The following is an 18,242-nucleotide window of genomic DNA, read 5'->3' as shown; positions in this document are numbered from 1 at the left end:
ACGTATGGACGACACACGCGAACGCATGACACTGATGTGCTACAACGACACTCACGGGTACGGATGGCGACACGTGGACCTGTTCATGCACGACCATGAGGGCAACGAGCTGAACTGGGTGCATTGGCAGGTCCGAGCCGATGGCCCGGATGCGGCAGATCGGGCGACCGAGCGCGCCGAGCCATCACTGCGGCGCGTCTCGGAGTGGCGGCATTTCGTCAGTGCCGGTGGAATGGACTATTGGACAGCCGACGCAGTGTGGGGCGACCGATGAGCATCGGCTCTCCCCTGTACGAGCCGTGGTCGCTGGCCGATCTCGTGGCCGACCTACGGGCCGGACGCAGCACCGTAGAGGATGCATGGCGGCGGTCCCAGCGCCGCATCGACGACACAGAAGATGATCTTGCGGCATGGGTAGTGCACGCGCCTCCGGTCGAGCTCCAGGATCAGCCCGGCCCGCTGGGCGGAATTCCGTTGGGAGTCAAAGATATCGTCGACGTCGCGGGACTACCGACGAGATGCGGAACGAATCTCTATGCCGTGCGGGGGCCGGCCGAGGCCGATGCCGCTGTAGTGCAGGCATGGCGTACTGCAGGTGCCGTGCCCGCGGGCAAGACCGTCTCGACCGAGTTCGCATTCTTCGCCCCCGGACCGACTCGCAATCCTGCCGATCCGTCGCGCACCCCGGGGGGATCGTCGAGTGGTTCGGCAGCCGCGGTGGCGTCGGGGCAGGTGCCCTTGGCTCTCGGTTCTCAGACCGCCGGATCGGTGACTCGACCCGCCTCGTACTGCGGCGTCGCGTCGATGGTCATGACTCGGGGGCGGCATTCGACCGAGGGCGTGACCGGCTTGGCGGCCAGTCTCGACAGTCACGGATTCTATGCCGCCCAGGTACGCGACCTTGCATGCGCGTGGTCCGCGTTCGTCGGGCAGGAGGTGGTTCTGGGTTGCATGTCTGCGCCGCCACGGGTACTGCTCTGGGACGCAGGCGAACTCGGCGTCGTCGAGCCCGACATGGCAGATGCTCTCGCCCGTCTCGGTCGTGGGATTCGAGCGGATGGAGCCGGACAGTCGGCATTCCCCGCGGGTGATGCCGTTTCGCTCGCCACCGCTGCCCATGCGGTGGTCATGTCCTACGAGGCAGCACGCGAACGGAGCGCACTCTTCGCCGATGTCGACCGACTCAGCGCTCCGCTGACGGCACTGTTGCGACGCGGAGCAGCAACCACCACCGCGGACTACCACGCTGCGTGCATCACCGTCGCCGAGACGCGGGAGCACATCTTGAGTCTCTTCGACAGCGTCGACGTCATCGTGGGGCCCGCGGCCCCGGGCGCTGCCCCCGAAGGTCTCACCGCGACAGGGGATCCGGTACTGAGCCGGGCGTGGCAAGCCTGGGGACTGCCTGTTGTCACCGTTCCCGGCCTGACCGATGGCAGGGGCCTGCCGCTCGGAATTCAGGTCATCGGACCGCCGAACTCGGAGGCAGAACTCCTGGTCGGCGCGTCGTGGATCGCCGCGGTGATCGCCTCGCAGCCCGCGGCGTGATCGCCGGCATCACCGATGCCGGTTTCGGCATCGATTTCCTTTCGTCATCGAGCACCATTCACTTCGACCAGCACAGGAGGCGGCCATGACCGCAGTATCGAATTTCACCACCGATCTTTTCATCGACGGGGGCTGGAGCAGCGGCGGCGCCGGTACATTCGAGACTTTCGATCCTGCGACCGGTGAGAAGCTCGCCGACATCGCCTCGGCGGACGCCGCAGACGTCGATCGTGCAGTCCGCGCAGCGCAGTCCGCGTCGACCGGAAGCTGGGCCGCGGTGCCGCCATCGCACAAAGGGCAGTTGTTGAACAAGCTGGCCGACTTGGTCGAACGTGACGCCGAGCTACTGGCCCGCCTCGAATCGCTCGACATGGGTGGGCTGTTCTTCCTCGGCAAGATGATGTTCATCCCCAATCTTGTTGCCTCGCTTCGCTACTACGCGGGATGGGCAGACAAGATCAACGGCGAGACCCTGCCGAACGACGGCTACATGGGCCGTCCCACGTTTGCCTACACCCGCCGCGAACCAGTCGGGGTCATCGCCACGATCATTCCGTGGAACGCCCCACTGATGATCCTCGGATGGAAATTGGCACCGGCGCTGGCCACGGGTAACACGGTGATCGTCAAGCCGGCCGAGGACGCGTCGTTGTCGATCCTGCATCTCGCGCGGTTGCTCGAGGAGGCCGGATTCCCAGCAGGCGTCGTGCAAGTTCTTCCGGGTATCGGTTCGATTACCGGCGAGGCGCTCACGACGCACCCCGGCGTAGCCAAGGTGTCGTTCACCGGATCCACCGCCGTCGGCCGCCGAATACTGGTGAACTCCGCTGCGGACTTCAAGCGCACCACGCTGGAACTGGGAGGCAAATCGCCGCAGATCATCTTCGGCGACGCCGATCTCGAATCGGCAGTGGGCGGTGCCGCAATGGGACTGTTCACCAACTCGGGCGAGGTGTGTGCCGCGGGAACGCGTATCTTCGCGCACCGCTCCGTGTACGACGCCGTGGTGGAGGGTCTCGGTGCGGCCGCCGGAGCGCAGGTGCTCGGAAATCCCTTCGACGCCTCGACGACAATGGGCCCGTTGATCAACGCGAAGCAGAAGAACCGCGTGCTCGGCTATATCGAGAAGGGCAAGTCCGAGGGTGCCCGCCTGGTAGCGGGTGGTACCGACGGCGACGCAGACGGAAACGACCGCGGCCACTTCGTACGTCCGACGGTGTTCGCCGGCACCAACGATCTGACCATCGCCCGCGAAGAGATCTTCGGGCCTGTGGGCATCGTCGTTCCCTTCGACGACGACACCGACGCAATCGCTTTGGCCAACGACAATCAGTACGGCCTGGCGGCCACGCTCTGGACGACCGATCTGGGGCGGGCCCACACCGTGTCGGCGGCATTGCAGGCGGGAGCCGTCGCGGTCAACGGATGGTCCCCACTTGCTCCCCAATTGCCCTGGGGCGGAGTCAAAGCCAGTGGTCTCGGCCGTGAGCTCGGATACGAAGGAATCTTGGCCAACACCGAGGCGAAAACCGTCACGATCGTCCTGTGACCGACCACGTCGACTCCGTCGGCCGATCGGTGGGCGGCTTCCGCTGTGCCGGGGCCCGTCCACAGCTAGGCTCGGAACTCATGGAAACCGTGAAGCCCACCGTCGTTCACGTGGTGGACGACGACGAAGATCTCAGGCAATCACTGGCGTTTCTTCTGCAGAGTGTCGGAATAGAGGCGCTCACCTATCCGACCGCTACCGCATTTCTCGAGGAAATGGATGCGGCCGAGCCCGGAGTGGTCATCGTCGACGTCAGAATGCCGGGCATGAGCGGATTCGAGCTACAGGACGAATTGATCCGACGCGATTATCCGGCTCCGATCATTTTCTGTTCGGCGCACGGGGACATTCCGATGTCGGTACGTGCGCTGCGTGCGGGAGCCGTCGATTTTCTCGAGAAACCGTACGAGCCGCAGCGCATGCTCGAGGTCGTTCAGGAGCAACTTCGGCTGGCGTCCGGTGTGTTCTCCGAGCGTGCGGAGCGCGACCGGGTACACCGGCGCCTCGATGCTCTGACGCCGCGCGAGCGAGAGGTGTTGCGGCTGGTGATCGAGGGTATGGCCAGTCAACAGATCGCACGCCGCTTGGGTACCAGCGTCAAGACCGTCGATGTGCATCGAGCGCGCATCAAGGCCAAGACGGAGGCCGAAAGTCTCGGCACACTGGTCCGTGACGTCCTGGCATGGCGAGTAACGGTCTGAGGGCTGTGTACGTCCTTGTCCGACGGTGTGGCTAAAGGTTTCCCGCCTACCAGTAAGAACAGGTGGGAAATTAATTTGGGTGCAATACCGAATCGGTCCACCGTCGACAATGCTCAGGAGATCGGCATGCCTCACACAGTAACCACGGAGGAAACGCAGAGAACGTTTCGAGAAGTCACGGGACACTATCCCACGGGCGTCGCGGTGGTGACCGGCACGGATCCGACAGGGGAGCTGCTGGCGTTGGTCGTCGGCACCTTCAGTTCGGTCTCGCTCGACCCCCCACTCGTCTCGTTCATGCCGATGAAGACGTCGCGTACTTTTGCGCGAATGCAGGATTGTTCATCCTTGTGCATCAACATCGTCGGCGGCGATCAGGAACGTGAGGTGATGTCCATTGCGCAGCGCTGGGAGAACAAATTCGCCGGAATCGATTGGTACGCATCACCGAACGGAAGTCCGGTGCTCACCGACGCGATCGGTTGGATGGACACGACGATCTGGAAGACCGTGGACGCGGGCGATCACTGGATCGTGCTGTGCGAGGTTCAGGACATGGCCATCACGAACCCGGTGTCGCCGCTGATCTTTTTCCAGGGTGGCTACGGCAGTTTCGTGTGCACGTCTCTGCTCGCTCGAATGGACCACGAAATTCTTCCGGCCATACACGCTGCCCATGCTGCGCGCGCCGAGGTCGACGCTCTCGCCGCCGAGATCGGCTGCGAAGTGTCGGTCCTGACGGCCGTCAGTGCCGACGAAATGGCGACGGTGCTGTCCGCAACGGCACCCGGCGTCGACCGCGATGCCGCTCTGGCTCAACGTATACCGATCGTGCCACCGATCGGTGACTCCTACGTCTTCGCGTTGCCCGAGGCCGATCAGAACCGCTGGATCGACAAGCTGAAGGGTGCGGACAAGGGGACCCAGGTACATCGTGACCGGCTCGATTTCATTCGTGAACACGGTTACGGGATCTCGTTTCTTCCTGCGGCGGGATCGGACGCGTACACCGAAATGCGGCAGGCCACCAAGCAATACGAGTCCGGCCGCCTGACTCCGCGGCAGGAACGCGAGATCAGAGCGCAGATCGGCCGCACCTCGGTCGACTACCGGCCGCAGGTGCTCGACGACACCGGCACGTACAACGTGGGATCGGTCGTGCTGCCGGTCCGCGATCCGTCCGGTCGACACACACTGACACTTCGGCTCGCGCAGGTTCCGCAGAACGTGCCCGGACGTCTGGTCTCGGACTGGATCCGACGCGCCAGAGCCGTGGTGGCGGTACTCGAATCGGCTCGGGGCTCGAGTACTGCAGGGTAGCGACGATCGATGGCGTCAGGTAGGGGTCTTCCTTGTAGGCGACCACGGTTGCATCGGAATCGAGCGCCCTCGGTGCCCGTACCTCTAGGCTGGTCCGATGTTTCTCCTCTTCGGCTTCGGCAGCAAGCGCAAACACGTCGGCCCTGGCGCAACGCGAAACTGCCCGCGGTGCCACAACACGACCCAGTGGGCGAGAATGAAGCAATACCAGCAATTCACGCTGTTCTTCGTCCCGGTTGCGCGGTGGAAACGCGTCGAGTTCGAGGAATGCGGGATCTGCGGGGCCGGGGTGTCGATCTGAACGGGCTCGCGCGCCCGTGACGGTGCGGGCGCGCGAACCATCCGGCAGACCGTCGCTCACGCAGGAGCCAGCACCACCACCGAATTGTGTCCTCCCATTCCCAGTGAGGATTTCATCGTCAGACCCGGCTCGGCTGCGGTGAATCCGTCGAGCAACTGCGGGTGTCCGTCGGAGACCTGTGGGGCCGCAGGAACCAGTCCGCGATCGAATCCCATGACGGCAGAGATGGTTTCGACGGCCGACGCCGCGCCTTGGCAATGCCCGGTGAGCGGCTTCACCGAATACACCTGCGCGTGTGAGCCGAGCACCGTCTCCAGCATCTCCGTTTCCGCGGCATCGCACTGAGCGGTGCCTGGCCCGTGCGCATTGAGGTAGCGCACCTGGCGCGCCGTGGCACCGGCGTCCGTCAGGGCGGCTTCGAAGCAGTCCCGTACCTGTGTCAGGGCCGGGTCGATGGACGTCGCGTGGAACGCGTCGTGAGTCATCGAACCGCCCAGTACCCGCGCGTACGCAGCATCGCTACGGTTGGTGAGTACGAAAGCTGTTGCTGCTTCGCCCATTCCGAACCCACGACTACCTTCCTGGAACGGTCGGCAGCCCTCCTGAGGTTCCACGTCGACCACCCCGACGCCGAGCGCGACGAAATGGTCGATGTTCTCCGGCGTCAGAGACAGGTCGGTGGCGACGAAGACGACGTCGTCGACGAAGCCGGTATCGAGCCACATCTTGGCGGTGAGAAGGCCGGCGTTGCCCGACGCGCACATGGCCGAGACGTTCATCGCCGGGCCGTGAAAGCCGTGCTCCTGCATCAGCAGTGATACCGGGGTCGACGGCATCAGCGTCAGGTAGTCGCGCACCCGCCGCACACCGCCGTCCTCCAGATAGAAGTTGCGCCACTCGTCCACTTCACCCAGGACGACCGCATGCACCAGACCGACCCGCCGACCGGGCCGCCAGCCCCGAGCGAGTGCGTCGTCGATGGCCTCGCGTGCAGCGCCGCGCAGTGCGCGGCCGAAGCGGCTGGTGCCGTCGTCGGTCTGTCCGCCGTCGGGCACTTTGGCAAGCCACACCGGGTTGCGGCCCGGGTGTGACCGGTTGTGGTGCAAGGTGGCGGCAGCCTTACCGCTGGCCAGGCCGGTCCACAATGCGGCCGTACCCCAGCCGTAGCCGGACACTGCGCCGATCCCACTGATGTCGATGCCGTGAGATGTCATGATCGATTCCCGTTCCTTCTCGAGTTGTACGAGCCGTTTTCGGCTGGTTCCTCGATTTAGCCCCGCAAACAAGCACTGGGTCCAGTCGGAAAACGGACATAAGCATCGAACCGTGCAGAAGATTCCGGCTCGGCCCACAGAAGTGGTTGAATCGAGTGTCGACAGACCGCCTACGAACGCGAGGACCGCAGATGGCCCCAGGGGAGCGCGACGTCGTCGGCGACCCCGAAGCCGATCCCGGGTCGCCCGGTCTCGCCGATCGCTACCGGGTTCTGATCGAACACTCGCCCGACGCGATCGTCGTCCACAGGCGAGGCAACCTTGTCTACGTCAACCCTGCGGGGCTCCGGTATCTGCGCGCCGACAGTCTCGGTGCGGTGGTGGGCCGTCCGATCACCGACTTCATCGCGGCCGCGTCGATCGGGCCGATGCTCGAGCGCATCGCCGCCCTGGACGTGCACGGAACCGCCAGTTCGGCCTCCGAGGCGGAGGTACTCGCCCTCGATGGATCGACTCTGACCATGGAGGCGGTCTCGGTCCGCACGGTGTGGAACGGAGAACCTGCATTTCAGGTCATCCTTCGCGACCTCACCGAACACAAGGCCGCACAGAAGGCGCTGCACTATCAAGCCGCGTTGGTCGAGCACGTCAGCGACGCCATCGTGGGGGTGTCCTCCGACGGGGTCGTGTCCAGTTGGAATCCTGCCGCGGAGTCGGTCTACGGACGACGCGCAGCAGATGTGCTCGGCCTCTCCGTATCGAATGCAGTGGGGGTGCCCTGCGACCCGGTGGCCATTCTCGCGGCCGGCGGCCGGCTGTGGGACTCGCATCTGCGCGCGGACGGGACGGCGTTGGCGATGGTGGTCTCCGCGGCCCAGATGCCCGACGGGTGGGTGTTGGTCTGCGCCGACCAGAGTGCCGTCCGCCGGGCCGAGGAGCATTACACCGCCGTGGTGGAATCGCTGGAGGCAGGTGTCGTCGTACTCGACCACGCCGGTCGCATCACGTCGGCGAACCTCGCGGCGAAGACGATCCTCGACATCAAGGTGGGATCGGCGACGACGGGACAGTCCGCTGTGCTGCCGTTCCGGGTGTACGGCACCGATCAGCAACCCATTCGGCGACTCGAGCACCCCGTGGCCGTCACCGGCAGAACCGGGAAGCCGAGCCAGTCGGTGATCGGAGTCGAACGTCGTCGGGACGGACGACATTTCTGGCTGTCTCTGACTGCGACCATGCTCAACTTCGGCGGCCCGTCACCCTCGATCGTGGCAACGTTCGTCGACGTCACCGATGCCTATCGGGCGAGCATGAAGCTCGAACACGCGGCAACACACGACGACCTCACCGGGCTTCCCAATCGCCCGCTGATTCTGGCGCGGCTCGACCAGGAGCTGTCCCGGTCGAGTCGGGAGGATGCCATGGCGGTGTTGTTCATCGACCTCGACAACTTCAAGACCATCAACGACCTGCACGGACATACGGTCGGTGATGCCGTACTCGGTATCGTGGCCGCGCGGTTGACGCGGGCTCTGCCCGACGACGCATTCGTCGGACGCATCGGCGGTGACGAATTCGTGGCGGTGGTGCCGTGCTGTGTGGGGTCGGAGGCGGACGACGTCCGGGCGGAACTCGCAACCCCGATCACGACGGCAGACCGAGAACTGACGGTGACCGCCAGTATCGGCTGCGTGACCGTCGGCAGTGGTGATTCTCGCACTGCCTTGGACATTCTCGACGATGCCGACCACGAGATGTATCAGGCCAAGCCGGTGTCTCAGTACTCGGCGCAGTCGTAGCGTTCGGTAACGAACAGGCACGACTGTGCACTGTTGTTACTCGTGGGGCTCGTGTGTCGTACATACTTCAGCGGTGATCAGGACCCTGCGCAAGCACGCCCTCGCCATTCCCATGACGCTCGTCGCCGCCGTCGGTCTGCTGTTGGGCGCAGCAGGGACGGGTAGCGCTGCGCCTGCGGTCACGTACACCATGGTGGCCTTCAGTAACGACAGTGATCGCAACATGGACGTGTACCAGTCCAACAACGGAACGGACTTCACCACGGTTGCGACCGCCGCGTACACGCCGCCCTCCGGTGTGGTTCGTGACTCCAGCATCTTCCGAGCCGCAGACGGTATGTACTACGTGACATATACGACGGGCGGCGGCGCGGAGATCGGCTTTGCGCGCAGCGCAAATCGGGTGGACTGGGAATTCCTGCAGAACCTTCCGATCCCGTTCTGCTGCCTGCTGCTGCCCGGGACCGGGGCGGGTACCGGCTCGGCGGGGTCCTCGGAACTCCCGTCTCTGTCCCCGTTCACCACCAAGGCGTGGGCACCGGAGTGGTTCGTCGAGGGCGACCGCGTCAGCATCATCGTGTCGTTGTCTGCCGGCGGAGGGTTCGTGCCGTATCTCATGACGGCGACCGATCCCGGCCTGACGACGTGGAGCTCGCCGGTTCCGTTGGTGGGAATCATCAACGACCACATCGACACCACGGTGGTGAAGGCCGGGTCGACCTACCACGCCTTCACCAAAGGTGAGAGCAACAAGGTCATCGAACATTGGATCGCGCCCGCTCTGGGTGGTCCCTACGTTCGGGACCTCACCTTCCGCGATTTCGGTCCGTTGAAGGAAGGGCCCGCCGTCGTCGAGTTGCCCGACGGCACCTGGCGGTTGTACTACGACGACTACACGAACCAGAAGTACTTCTACTCCGACAGCGCCGACCTGAACGGCTGGTCCGCACCTCAGGAGCTTCCGGCACTGTCCGGAATCGTTCGCCACATCGGCATCATGAGAGAAGCTGCCTAGCAACAGCTTCTGCGGTCAGCCCGCCGACAATGCTCGGAGGCCGGCCGCGATGAATTCTCCAGTTGCTTCGGCGGCGTTGCGTGCTCCGGCACCGGTATCGGAGCCCGACAGTGCCCGGTGGGTGATGCCCTCACCGATCACACCGAGCTTGAAGTTGGCCAACGCCACGTAGAAGCCCCAGTTGTCCACCTCGCGGCCCGATCGAACGGCGTACTGCTGCACCAGATCCGCCGCCGATGGGTAGCGGTCGCTCGTCCAGGCTGCGTCGGCACCGAGTACGGCATCGAACACGGGTTGCCGGTACACGCACATCAGCGCCACATCGGTCAACGGATCGCCGAGTGTGGACATCTCCCAGTCCACCACGGCTGCAACAGAACTCACGTCCTCGGCATCGAGAATAGTATTGTCGACTCGGAAATCGCCGTGCACGATGGACGCCGCCGATCCGGTGGGCACCGCAGCTTCGAGGGCCCGGTGAAGTCGGTCGACGTCGGGTAGTTCCCGTGTCTTCACCGTCTGCCACTGACGCGCCCACGTGGCTACCTGTCGAGCAACGAAACCGTCGGGGCGACCGAACTTTTCGAGACCCACGGCCGCAGGATCGACGGCATGCAGCTCGGCGAGCACCCGCACCAATTCGGCGGCGTTGTCTGCGACCTGCTCGTCGGTCAGATCGCGCAGATCCTCGCGTGTTCGCACGACGCGCCCGGGAACGAAACGGACCACCGTCATCGGAGCGCCGAGTACGGCACCTTCTCGGTCGAAGGCCACGGTCTCGGCCACCGGCACCGCGGTGGACGCGAGCGCGTCGGTCACTGCCCACTCCCTGGCCATGTCGTGCGCCGACGGGGTCAGGCCACTGGTCGGGGGCCGACGAACCACCCACGTCGAGGTGTCGTCGTACACCTTGTACGTCAGATTGGAACGACCGCCGCTGATCATCTCGACCGCCAGCTCACCGTCGACATCGATGCCCTCGGAACGCAGGAATCGTTCCAGAGCAACGCGGTTCATGCCCGGTAGGTCGCTCATGACTGCTCCTGTGCGGCGCGCTTCGCTGCCCCGACCGCTCGTTTGGCGATAGCCCAGCGATGCACTTCCGACGGTCCGTCGTAGACCCGGAACGGACGTACTTCGCGCGAAAGCCGTGCAAGTGGCAGGTCGTCCGATACCCCGAGCCCGCCGCACATCTGGATGCTGCGGTCCACGATGCGAAAGATGGCCTCGGCTGCGAACGTTTTGGCGATGGAGGTTTCGTTGCTCGCGTGGCCGCCGCGATCCAGCTCGAAGCAGGCCTTGATCAACAGGGCACGGGATGCGGCGATGTCGATCTCGTTGTCGGCGACCATCTTCTGGATCATGCCGAGATCGCCGAGCTTGCCGCCGAACCCTTCGCGCTGAGCCACCTGGGCGACGGCGATGTCGTGCGCCCGTCTCGAGGCTCCGAGCCACCGCATCACGTGGGTCATACGGGCGGGCCCCAATCGCACCTGGGCGTAGGCGAAGCCCTCGTCGACGGCCCCGAGAACGTTCTCGTCTGGCACGAAGACGTTCTCGAAGAACACTTCGCAGTGCCCGCCGATCATGGCTTTGTCCAGGGTGCCGATATGACGGCCGACCGTGATGCCCGGTGTGTCGGCCGGGGCGAGGAACATCGTGGCTCCGCCTCGGTCACCCGGCTTTCCGGATGTGCGGGCCATGATGATGAAGAACCCTGCGCCGTCGGCTCCGGTGATGAACCACTTGTGTCCGCTGATCTTCCATCCACCGTCGGTCCGTTCGGCCGCAGTGGTGAGTGCCGAGGGATCGGAGCCGGCACCCGGTGCCGGCTCGGTCATCGCGAATGCCGATCGTTGATCGCCGCGGGCGAGAGGGGCGAGGAATTGATCCTTCTGTGCCGGCGATGCGATGTGCGCCAGCATGTGGACGTTGCCCTCGTCGGGTGCGCCGAGATTGAGTGCGATGGGGCCGAACAGGGAGTAGCCCGCTTCCTCGAACACCGGTGCGCGGTCGCTCATCGACAGACCGTGCCCACCGTATTCGACGGGTGCGTGCGGTGCGAACACGCCCGCTTCCTTGGCTGCGGACTGCATCTCGACCCGGAGCCCGTCGCCGCCTGCGTCGGCGATATTGCCCAGAAACCGATCCTCGATCGGGAGCACGTATTCGCGAGTGAACGTCCGCGTTCGGTCGATCAGCTTCTCGACGTCTGCGTCGAAGGTGAGGTCGATGGCCATTCTGCACTCCCTGGTCGATACCGACCGAACACTCGCTCGGTCCCTTGAAGACTGGCATACACGCAGGTTCCGGTCAAGGAACTCATGTCCTCTGTGCAGTGCCTCGGCCGGTCGCGGCACCGACCGTTCGGCGTGCGATATCGAGGTACACCTCGACCAGTTCGGCCGGCGTCAGCGGGCCATCGGGTCGGTACCAGGTGGCCACTCCGATGCACATCGTGGTGACGGCCCGGCTGGCATCCGCGGGGTGCGGGGTGTCGAAGACCCCGGACTCGACTCCGTCGGTGACGATGGCGTCGAGCAGTCGTTGCTCTTCGTCGCGCTTGGCGATGTAGGCGGCGCGGTTGGCCGGCTCGAGACTGCGAATCTCGGTGGAGCACACGAACGCGGCATCGCGGCGATGGATATGGAACAGCAGCAAGGACTCCACGACCGCGTCGAATCGGTCCTTCGGCGACGAACCCGCCCCGTCCATGGCCGATCGAGTCCGGTGTAACAGTTCGTCCATCGACGCATTCATGATGCCGACCAGGAGGGCCTGCTTCGACGGAAAGTGGTGATACAGACCGGGAACCGACAAGCCGGCACCCGCGGCGATCTGCCGCACCGACGTGCCGTGGTAGCCCTGCTCGACGAAGATGCGCAAGGCCGACGCCAGCGCTGGGGACAGTGCCGCGCCCTCGTATGTTCGCCAGTCGCCGATCGAGGTCATGCGATCACCGTAGAGGGCGCAGCGAACTGGGCCGGGCGTTCGCACCGGGTTGACACCGAAGTTGTGATCCGCAACACTATCGAGACAGCATACCGAACGAGTGTTCGGTCGGTCCACGTGGGCCGAAAGTCTGCTCGAGCGGAAGGGCCGTTCATGACCCTCGACAGCGCGACCGGGCCTGCGACTGTTCTCGACGCCTGGCGTAGCCGAGTCGCCAACACCCCGGACCGGCCGGCGCTGGCGTACTTCGACGCCGTGCTCACGGTGCGCGAGGTGGACGAGGCGTCCGATGCACTTGCCGCCGCACTGTTCGATCGAGGAGTGTCACAGGGCGATCGCGTCGGCATCTATCTGCAGAACATTCCGCAGTACGCCTTGACGTTCCTCGCGCTGTGGAAGATCGGGGCGGTCGCGTTGATCCTCAACCCGATGTACCGCAACCGTGAACTTCGCACCTTGATCGACGATGCAGAACCTGTCGCGCTCGTCTGCGACGAACATGATCTCGATTCTGTGGGGGCGACGTTGCGCGGCAGTTCGATTCGACTGCTCGTGAGCACCAGCGGACTGGACCTGCAGACACGCGACGACCCACGAGTCTTTGCGTCGACGTCACGCGTGACACCCCGGCCCGACGACGATCTGATGGGTCTGATCGACCGCTACCGTGGTCGATCTTTCCCCGAATTCGATCCCAGGCCGGACGATCTCGCGCTACTGGCCTACACGTCAGGAACCACGGGTCCGCCGAAAGGCGCGCAGATCTCGCACGCGAACGCCTTCGCGACTGCCCTCGATTTCGGGGAACGGGCCGGTCTCGACGACGGCGACGTCGTGTTTGCCGTCGCACCGCTGTTTCACATCACCGGCGCGATGCTCGACGCGGCGGTGGCCCTGATTCGCGACTGCATGCTCGTGTTCGCGCATCGTTTCGACGCGGCAGTCACTCTCGACGCTGTCGTCGAGCATCGTGTCACCTACACCATCGGTTCGATCACGGTGTTCAACGCGATCTCCGCAACCGAGGGTGCGACGAGGGCCCACTTCGAGTCGGTGAAGGCGTTGTATTCCGGAGGCGCACCGATTCCGCCCGCCACCGTCGCCGCGTTCGAGTCCCAATTCGGTTGCTACATCCACAACGCATACGGGATGACCGAAACCACGGCGGGAGTCATTGCCGTGCCACCCGGCGTGCGCGCGCCGGTGGACGCGGCCAGCGGTTCACTCTCCGTCGGGTTGCCTCTTCCGCGCGTGACGTTACGAACGCTCGATCCTTCGGGCCGGCCGACACCCCCGGGAGTTGCAGGGGAACTGGAGATCTCGGGTCCGCAGGTGGTGTCGGGCTACTGGCGCAATCCGGACGCGTCCGAGTCGACGATGCCAGAGGGACGTCTGCGCACAGGCGACGTGGCGATCATCGACGAACACGGCTGGGTGTATCTCGTCGACCGGCTCAAGGACCAGATCAACGTGTCGGGATACAAAGTGTGGCCCCGAGAGGTCGAAGATGCACTCTACGAACATTCAGCGGTGTTCGAGGCCGCTGTGGTGGGCAGGCCGGATGACTATCAAGGGGAATCGGTGGTGGCGTACGTGTCACTCCGGCGCGACGCCACCACGACGCCGGATGAACTGATGGCCTTCGCGCGTGAACGACTGGCCGCGTACAAGCGTCCGAAATCCATCCACATCATCGACGAACTTCCCAAAACCCAGACCGGGAAGATTCGACGTGCAGCACTCAAACCTGTTCCTGTGAAGAATAATTCGATCGAAAGTGGCACTCCATGACTGTCGGATCATCGCACGACACCCGCTCGGCACCGGATATTTCCTCACGGAAGAAATCGCTGTTCGCCAGCACGATAGGCAACGTACTCGAATGGTACGAGTGGAGTGCCTACGCAGTGTTCGCCCCGTTCATCGCGGCGGCCATGTTCAGCCAGGCCGATCCTGTCTCGGCATTGCTGTCCACGCTTGCGGTGTTCGCCGTCGGATTCCTGATGCGGCCCCTCGGCGGCATCGTGTTCGGACGAATCGCGGACAAGAAGGGCCGTAAGTTCGTCCTTGTCACCACGATGCTGATGATGGCAACCGGCAGCTTGCTGATCGGCATCATGCCCACCTACGGTGCGATCGGGGCCTGGGCCTCGGTACTGCTGTTGCTCGCACGCGTCATGCAGGGTTTCGCGCACGGCGGCGAGTCGGCGACGGCGTATTCCTACGTCGGCGAGATCGCACCACCGAACCGACGTGGCATGTGGGGCAGCGTCGCGTTCGTCGCCATCTTCGGTGGATCGGCTCTGGCATACACAGTGGGTGGCGTCATCACCTCCACCCTGTCGGATTCTGCTGTCGGGCAATGGGGTTGGCGCATCCCCTTCCTCCTCGGCGCGCTCCTCGCTCTGTTCGCTCTCTACCTGCGCAAGAACATGGACGAGAGCGAGGTGTTCGACTCGGAGCAGAACAAGGTCGAACAAGAACCGATCGCGCGTAAGACCGTCGTCAAAGCGATCGTGTTGATGATCGGAATGACGTCGGGAATCACGGCGGCGCACTACACCTGGACCTCCTACGTGTCGACGTTCGCCATCACGCAGCGCGGGATGAACCCGGACACCGCCTACTGGATGCTCGTCGTCGCGCAGTTGATAGCGCTGGTGTCGCTACCGTTCTTCGGTCGCCTTTCGGATTCGATCGGTCGGCGGCCGATGCTGGCGGCATTCGCAGTGCTGATGTTCGTGCTGCAGATCCCGCTGACGATGCTGATCTCCACGCAGTGGTGGTCATTGCTACTGCCGTCGACGGTGGCCCTGCTCGTCATCGCCGTCCCGGCCTCGATTCTGTCGTCGACGTTGTCGGAGAGCTTTCCCACCCGACTCCGCACGCAGGCAATCGGATTCGCCTACTCGTTCTCGGTGGCGGTGTTCGGCGGAACGGCACCGTATCTCAACCAGCTGTTCCTCGGGTTGGATCTGGGCTGGGTCTTCGGCGTGTACATCATGTTCCTCGCTGCCCTGACCGGAGTCGCTTGCTTCTACATGAAGGAGACCAAAGGCATCCGGCTCGAAGACGTCTGACTCGGACCGGCCGACTCGGTCGAATCGAACGACACGCCGGTGGTGTTGCGCGGTGCTCTACGTTGAGGTCATGAGAACCGCAGACGCCACTCGTCGACGCCTCCTGCTGCTGCTGACCGTCATCGGCTTCGTCGTCCCCAATGCCTACGTCGTCGGCTACTTTCGCGAGCACGGGGTGAGCGCGGGCAGCGCAGCGAAGTTCTTCTCCGAATGGGTGGCGTCCACGCCGACGCGAGCCCTGACCGCCGACCTCGGTATCACCAGTATCGCTTTCGGAATCTGGTCCAGAGGGGATGCCAAAGATCATGGCGTCAAACACTGGTGGCTGGTTCCCGTCGGTACCGGCTCGGTGGGAATCTGCTTCGCGCTTCCGCTGTACCTGTTGCTGCGTGAGTATTCGCAGTGATGTCGCCGATCGAGAAAGAGGACCGCTTCGATGACAGATGACGCCCTTGCCGACTTCGAGCGAACCGAGTTCACCGCAGACGGGCGCACGGCGCCTGTCTATCGAATCGGCACCGGCCCGGCGGTCATCGTGATGTCCGAAATGCCGGGCATCACGCCGAGAGTGGCGGATTTCGCGCGCACCGTCGCCGGGATCGGATGCACCGCGATCGTGCCGCACCTGTTCGGCGTCGACGGCAAGGATCCTTCGACCGCGCCCCTGGGCGTGCTCGGGACGGTGGCAACGATCTCTCGCGCCATCGTGCCGGCGTGTATCAGTCGAGAATTCACCATCCTGGCCACCGGCAAGTCGTCGCGAGTCGTGGTGTGGCTGCGTGCTCTGGCGGCCGAGGAACACGAGCGGTGCGGCGGACCGGGGGTCGGTGCCATCGGAATGTGCTTCACGGGCGGGTTCGCCCTGGCCATGGCCGCCGACGATCGATTGATCGCACCGGTGCTGTCGCAACCGTCACTTCCGTTCGCGGCATCGAAGTCACGCAGTCGTTCCATCGACATCAGTGCCGGCGACCTTTCGAAGGTGAAAAGCCGTTGTGCTGCGGGAGATCTCACTGTTCTCGGTATGCGGTTCCAGGGCGACAGGATGTGTCCCCCTGCACGGTTCGAGTTTCTGAGGGAACAACTCGGCGACGCATTCGTCTCCGTGGAATTGCCCGACTCCTCGTTCAATCCGGAAGCCTTCGGACCGCCGCACTCCGTCGTGACGGAAGGACTCATCGACGAGCCGGGTCAGCCGACGCGGCAGGCTCTGGACCAGGTACTCGACCTGTTCCGCAGTAAATTGCTCGCAACGCCGTGAAGCCCCGCGGCGCGAACACGATGCGAAGCCGAAGGTCGAATTCACGACCACGGAATCGTGGCCTGCAGAACCGCCTCCTTCAACGCGGCGGTCCGTAACGCCGTCACCGTCTGATATTCGGGATCGGCCACCATCTCGCTGAACGCCCTACGTGACGGGTACTGGACCAGGAGTACTGCATCCCAGGCCTGCCCGTCCTCGGCGGCAAGTGCGGTCGAACCGTCGCCCGCGTACAGCACCGTCGCGCCGTAGCGCGGGAGGAAAGTCTCGTCCAGTGCTTTCGCATATTCTGCGTAGGAGTCGCGACCACCCTCGGCGAACCGAAGCAGGTTGAGCATCACCACCGGACCGCCGGGATCTTCTTCGAGGTAGCGCTTCAGGTCTCTTCCGCGGGGATCGACAGCCATCGTTCGAGTATGCGTGAGCCGTCGATCCTGTGGAGTGCGAAGCGCTGTTGTCGGTCGAGTCGATCCGCTGTCGGCCCCCACGAGACGGTGGCTCCGCGCTCAGCGGTAGAACTGGGGGAGCGGGAAACCAGTGACTCGATAGAGGGAAGTGTGTCGTCTATGTCCGATGTTGAGAACGTGACCGTATTCGGAACCGGAGTGCTCGGTTCACAGATCATGATGCAGGCTGCCTACCACGGAAAAACCGTTGTGGGATACGACATTTCCGACGAACTTCTGGCCAAGCTGCCGGACCGCTGGGAATGGATGCGCGGATACTACAAGCGTGACCTGAAGACTTTCGACGAGGCGCGCTTCGACAAGGCCATCGAATCCATCACGACCACCACCAACGTCGCGGAGGCTGTTTCGGACGCCGACCTGGTGATCGAAGCAGTTCCGGAGGATCTCGACCTGAAGAAGAAGGTCTGGTCGGATATCGGCGCGTCCGCCCCGCCGAAAACTGTCTTTGTGACCAACTCGTCGTCGCTACTGCCCAGCAGTTTCGCCGAGGCCACCGGGCGGCCGGAAAAGTTTCTCGCATTGCACTTCGCCAATCTCGTGTGGCGATACAACACCGGTGAGGTGATGGCAACTGCTGCAACAGATCCTGTCTACTTCGATGTCGTCCTGAGCTTTGCTTCGGAGATCGGTCTCGTTCCCGTTCCGGTCCGAAAGGAAATTCCGGGATACGTGCTGAACAGTCTTCTGATCCCGCTGCTGCAAGCGGGAGCCAACCTCTACGTCGGCGGGGTTGCAAATCCGGCGGACATCGACAACGTGTGGCGCATAGCCACCGGGGCACCCGCCGGTCCGTTCCAGATATACGACACTGTCGGCTTCAACGTCGCAGCACATATCGCGCGCGCACACGGTGGCGAGGATCAGGTCAAATTTGCCGACATACTGCAAAAGGGTATCGACGCGGGAAAGACCGGTCTCGGGGACGGTGAAGGCTTTTACACGTACGACTCCGACGGCCGGCGACTCGATGCTGTCGAGTCGTGGAACATCAACTGAATCACTCGATCCCGCCTGTCGGTGATCCTGGGATCG

The 18,242-nt window shown here is 64.0% G+C and carries 18 protein-coding genes; 13 read left to right on the top strand and 5 right to left on the bottom strand.

Annotation, left to right across the window (positions count from 1 at the left end):
- Positions 1 to 4: 4 nt before the first annotated feature.
- The 6 genes from CH262_RS24005 to CH262_RS23980 all read left to right on the top strand — a co-directional run bounded on the left by CH262_RS24005 (position 5) and on the right by CH262_RS23980 (position 5,419).
- Positions 5 to 274 carry a hypothetical protein gene (locus CH262_RS24005; RefSeq protein WP_057473889.1) on the top strand — a complete coding sequence of 90 codons (270 nt, stop codon included), beginning with the start codon at positions 5 to 7 and terminating at the stop codon, positions 272 to 274.
- Complete coding sequence (locus CH262_RS24000) at positions 271 to 1,548, top strand: amidase (RefSeq protein ID WP_094718578.1); 1,278 nt, start codon at positions 271 to 273, stop codon at positions 1,546 to 1,548. The genes CH262_RS24005 and CH262_RS24000 overlap by 4 nt, the downstream gene beginning before the upstream one ends.
- 85 nt (positions 1,549 to 1,633) lie before the next feature.
- Positions 1,634 to 3,097: an aldehyde dehydrogenase family protein gene (locus tag CH262_RS23995; RefSeq protein ID WP_094718577.1), complete on the top strand. Its 1,464-nt coding sequence runs from the start codon at positions 1,634 to 1,636 to the stop codon at positions 3,095 to 3,097.
- A gap of 80 nt (positions 3,098 to 3,177) precedes the next feature.
- Positions 3,178 to 3,798, top strand: a complete 621-nt coding sequence (locus CH262_RS23990; protein WP_057473990.1) for a response regulator transcription factor — start codon at positions 3,178 to 3,180, stop codon at positions 3,796 to 3,798.
- Positions 3,799 to 3,924: 126 nt separating this feature from the next.
- Complete coding sequence (locus CH262_RS23985; RefSeq protein ID WP_032385552.1) at positions 3,925 to 5,118, top strand: flavin reductase family protein; 1,194 nt, start codon at positions 3,925 to 3,927, stop codon at positions 5,116 to 5,118.
- Positions 5,119 to 5,215: 97 nt separating this feature from the next.
- Positions 5,216 to 5,419: a zinc-ribbon domain-containing protein gene (locus tag CH262_RS23980; protein WP_027496168.1), complete on the top strand. Its 204-nt coding sequence runs from the start codon at positions 5,216 to 5,218 to the stop codon at positions 5,417 to 5,419.
- Between the two features lie 56 nt (positions 5,420 to 5,475).
- Here the strand turns inward: CH262_RS23980 and CH262_RS23975 are convergent, their stop codons facing one another.
- A complete protein-coding gene (locus CH262_RS23975) occupies positions 5,476 to 6,633 on the bottom strand; it encodes a beta-ketoacyl synthase N-terminal-like domain-containing protein (protein ID WP_032368854.1) in 1,158 nt (385 codons plus the stop codon).
- A gap of 191 nt (positions 6,634 to 6,824) precedes the next feature.
- On the opposite strand from CH262_RS23975, the gene CH262_RS23970 reads away from it, so the two are divergent.
- On the top strand, positions 6,825 to 8,432 hold the full coding sequence (locus CH262_RS23970; RefSeq protein ID WP_094718576.1) for a diguanylate cyclase domain-containing protein: 1,608 nt from the start codon (positions 6,825 to 6,827) through the stop codon (positions 8,430 to 8,432).
- Positions 8,433 to 8,544: 112 nt separating this feature from the next.
- Positions 8,545 to 9,447 (top strand): arabinofuranosidase, encoded by a 903-nt coding sequence (locus tag CH262_RS23965; protein ID WP_032385763.1) that lies wholly within the window; start codon positions 8,545 to 8,547, stop codon positions 9,445 to 9,447.
- A gap of 15 nt (positions 9,448 to 9,462) precedes the next feature.
- Here the strand turns inward: CH262_RS23965 and CH262_RS23960 are convergent, their stop codons facing one another.
- From CH262_RS23960 to CH262_RS23950, 3 genes are all read right to left on the bottom strand, one after another.
- On the bottom strand, positions 9,463 to 10,482 hold the full coding sequence (locus CH262_RS23960; RefSeq protein WP_094718575.1) for a phosphotransferase family protein: 1,020 nt from the start codon (positions 10,480 to 10,482) through the stop codon (positions 9,463 to 9,465).
- Positions 10,479 to 11,687 (bottom strand): acyl-CoA dehydrogenase family protein, encoded by a 1,209-nt coding sequence (locus tag CH262_RS23955; protein WP_094718574.1) that lies wholly within the window; start codon positions 11,685 to 11,687, stop codon positions 10,479 to 10,481. Before CH262_RS23955 ends, CH262_RS23960 begins: the two co-directional genes overlap by 4 nt.
- Positions 11,688 to 11,769: 82 nt before the next feature.
- Positions 11,770 to 12,399 carry a TetR/AcrR family transcriptional regulator gene (locus CH262_RS23950; RefSeq protein WP_094718667.1) on the bottom strand — a complete coding sequence of 210 codons (630 nt, stop codon included), beginning with the start codon at positions 12,397 to 12,399 and terminating at the stop codon, positions 11,770 to 11,772.
- A 153-nt stretch (positions 12,400 to 12,552) separates the two neighbouring features.
- Between CH262_RS23950 and CH262_RS23945 the strand changes: the two genes are divergently transcribed.
- The 4 genes from CH262_RS23945 to CH262_RS23930 all read left to right on the top strand — a co-directional run bounded on the left by CH262_RS23945 (position 12,553) and on the right by CH262_RS23930 (position 16,740).
- The gene (locus CH262_RS23945) at positions 12,553 to 14,190 is read left to right on the top strand and encodes a class I adenylate-forming enzyme family protein (RefSeq protein ID WP_094718666.1); all 1,638 of its coding nucleotides are present in this window, start codon (positions 12,553 to 12,555) and stop codon (positions 14,188 to 14,190) included.
- The gene (locus CH262_RS23940) at positions 14,187 to 15,479 is read left to right on the top strand and encodes an MFS transporter (protein ID WP_027496175.1); all 1,293 of its coding nucleotides are present in this window, start codon (positions 14,187 to 14,189) and stop codon (positions 15,477 to 15,479) included. The genes CH262_RS23945 and CH262_RS23940 overlap by 4 nt, the downstream gene beginning before the upstream one ends.
- Before the next feature lie 70 nt (positions 15,480 to 15,549).
- A complete protein-coding gene (locus CH262_RS23935; protein WP_135046238.1) occupies positions 15,550 to 15,885 on the top strand; it encodes a DUF2834 domain-containing protein in 336 nt (111 codons plus the stop codon).
- 30 nt (positions 15,886 to 15,915) lie between these two features.
- Positions 15,916 to 16,740: a dienelactone hydrolase family protein gene (locus CH262_RS23930; protein WP_094714738.1), complete on the top strand. Its 825-nt coding sequence runs from the start codon at positions 15,916 to 15,918 to the stop codon at positions 16,738 to 16,740.
- A gap of 41 nt (positions 16,741 to 16,781) precedes the next feature.
- Here CH262_RS23930 and CH262_RS23925 read toward each other — a convergent pair whose 3' ends face one another.
- The gene (locus CH262_RS23925; protein WP_032385547.1) at positions 16,782 to 17,147 is read right to left on the bottom strand and encodes a DUF1330 domain-containing protein; all 366 of its coding nucleotides are present in this window, start codon (positions 17,145 to 17,147) and stop codon (positions 16,782 to 16,784) included.
- A gap of 159 nt (positions 17,148 to 17,306) precedes the next feature.
- Here CH262_RS23925 and CH262_RS23920 point away from each other — a divergent pair, with 159 nt between their 5' ends.
- Positions 17,307 to 18,206, top strand: coding sequence for a 3-hydroxyacyl-CoA dehydrogenase (locus CH262_RS23920; RefSeq protein WP_094718573.1), 900 nt, complete (start codon positions 17,307 to 17,309; stop codon positions 18,204 to 18,206).
- Positions 18,207 to 18,242 lie beyond the last annotated feature (36 nt).

It is taken from the genome of Rhodococcus sp. 05-2255-1e, assembly GCF_002259025.1.
GTDB classification, from domain to species: Bacteria; Actinomycetota; Actinomycetes; order Mycobacteriales; family Mycobacteriaceae; genus Rhodococcoides; species Rhodococcoides fascians.
This window is presented reverse-complemented; position numbering and strand designations above follow the sequence as displayed.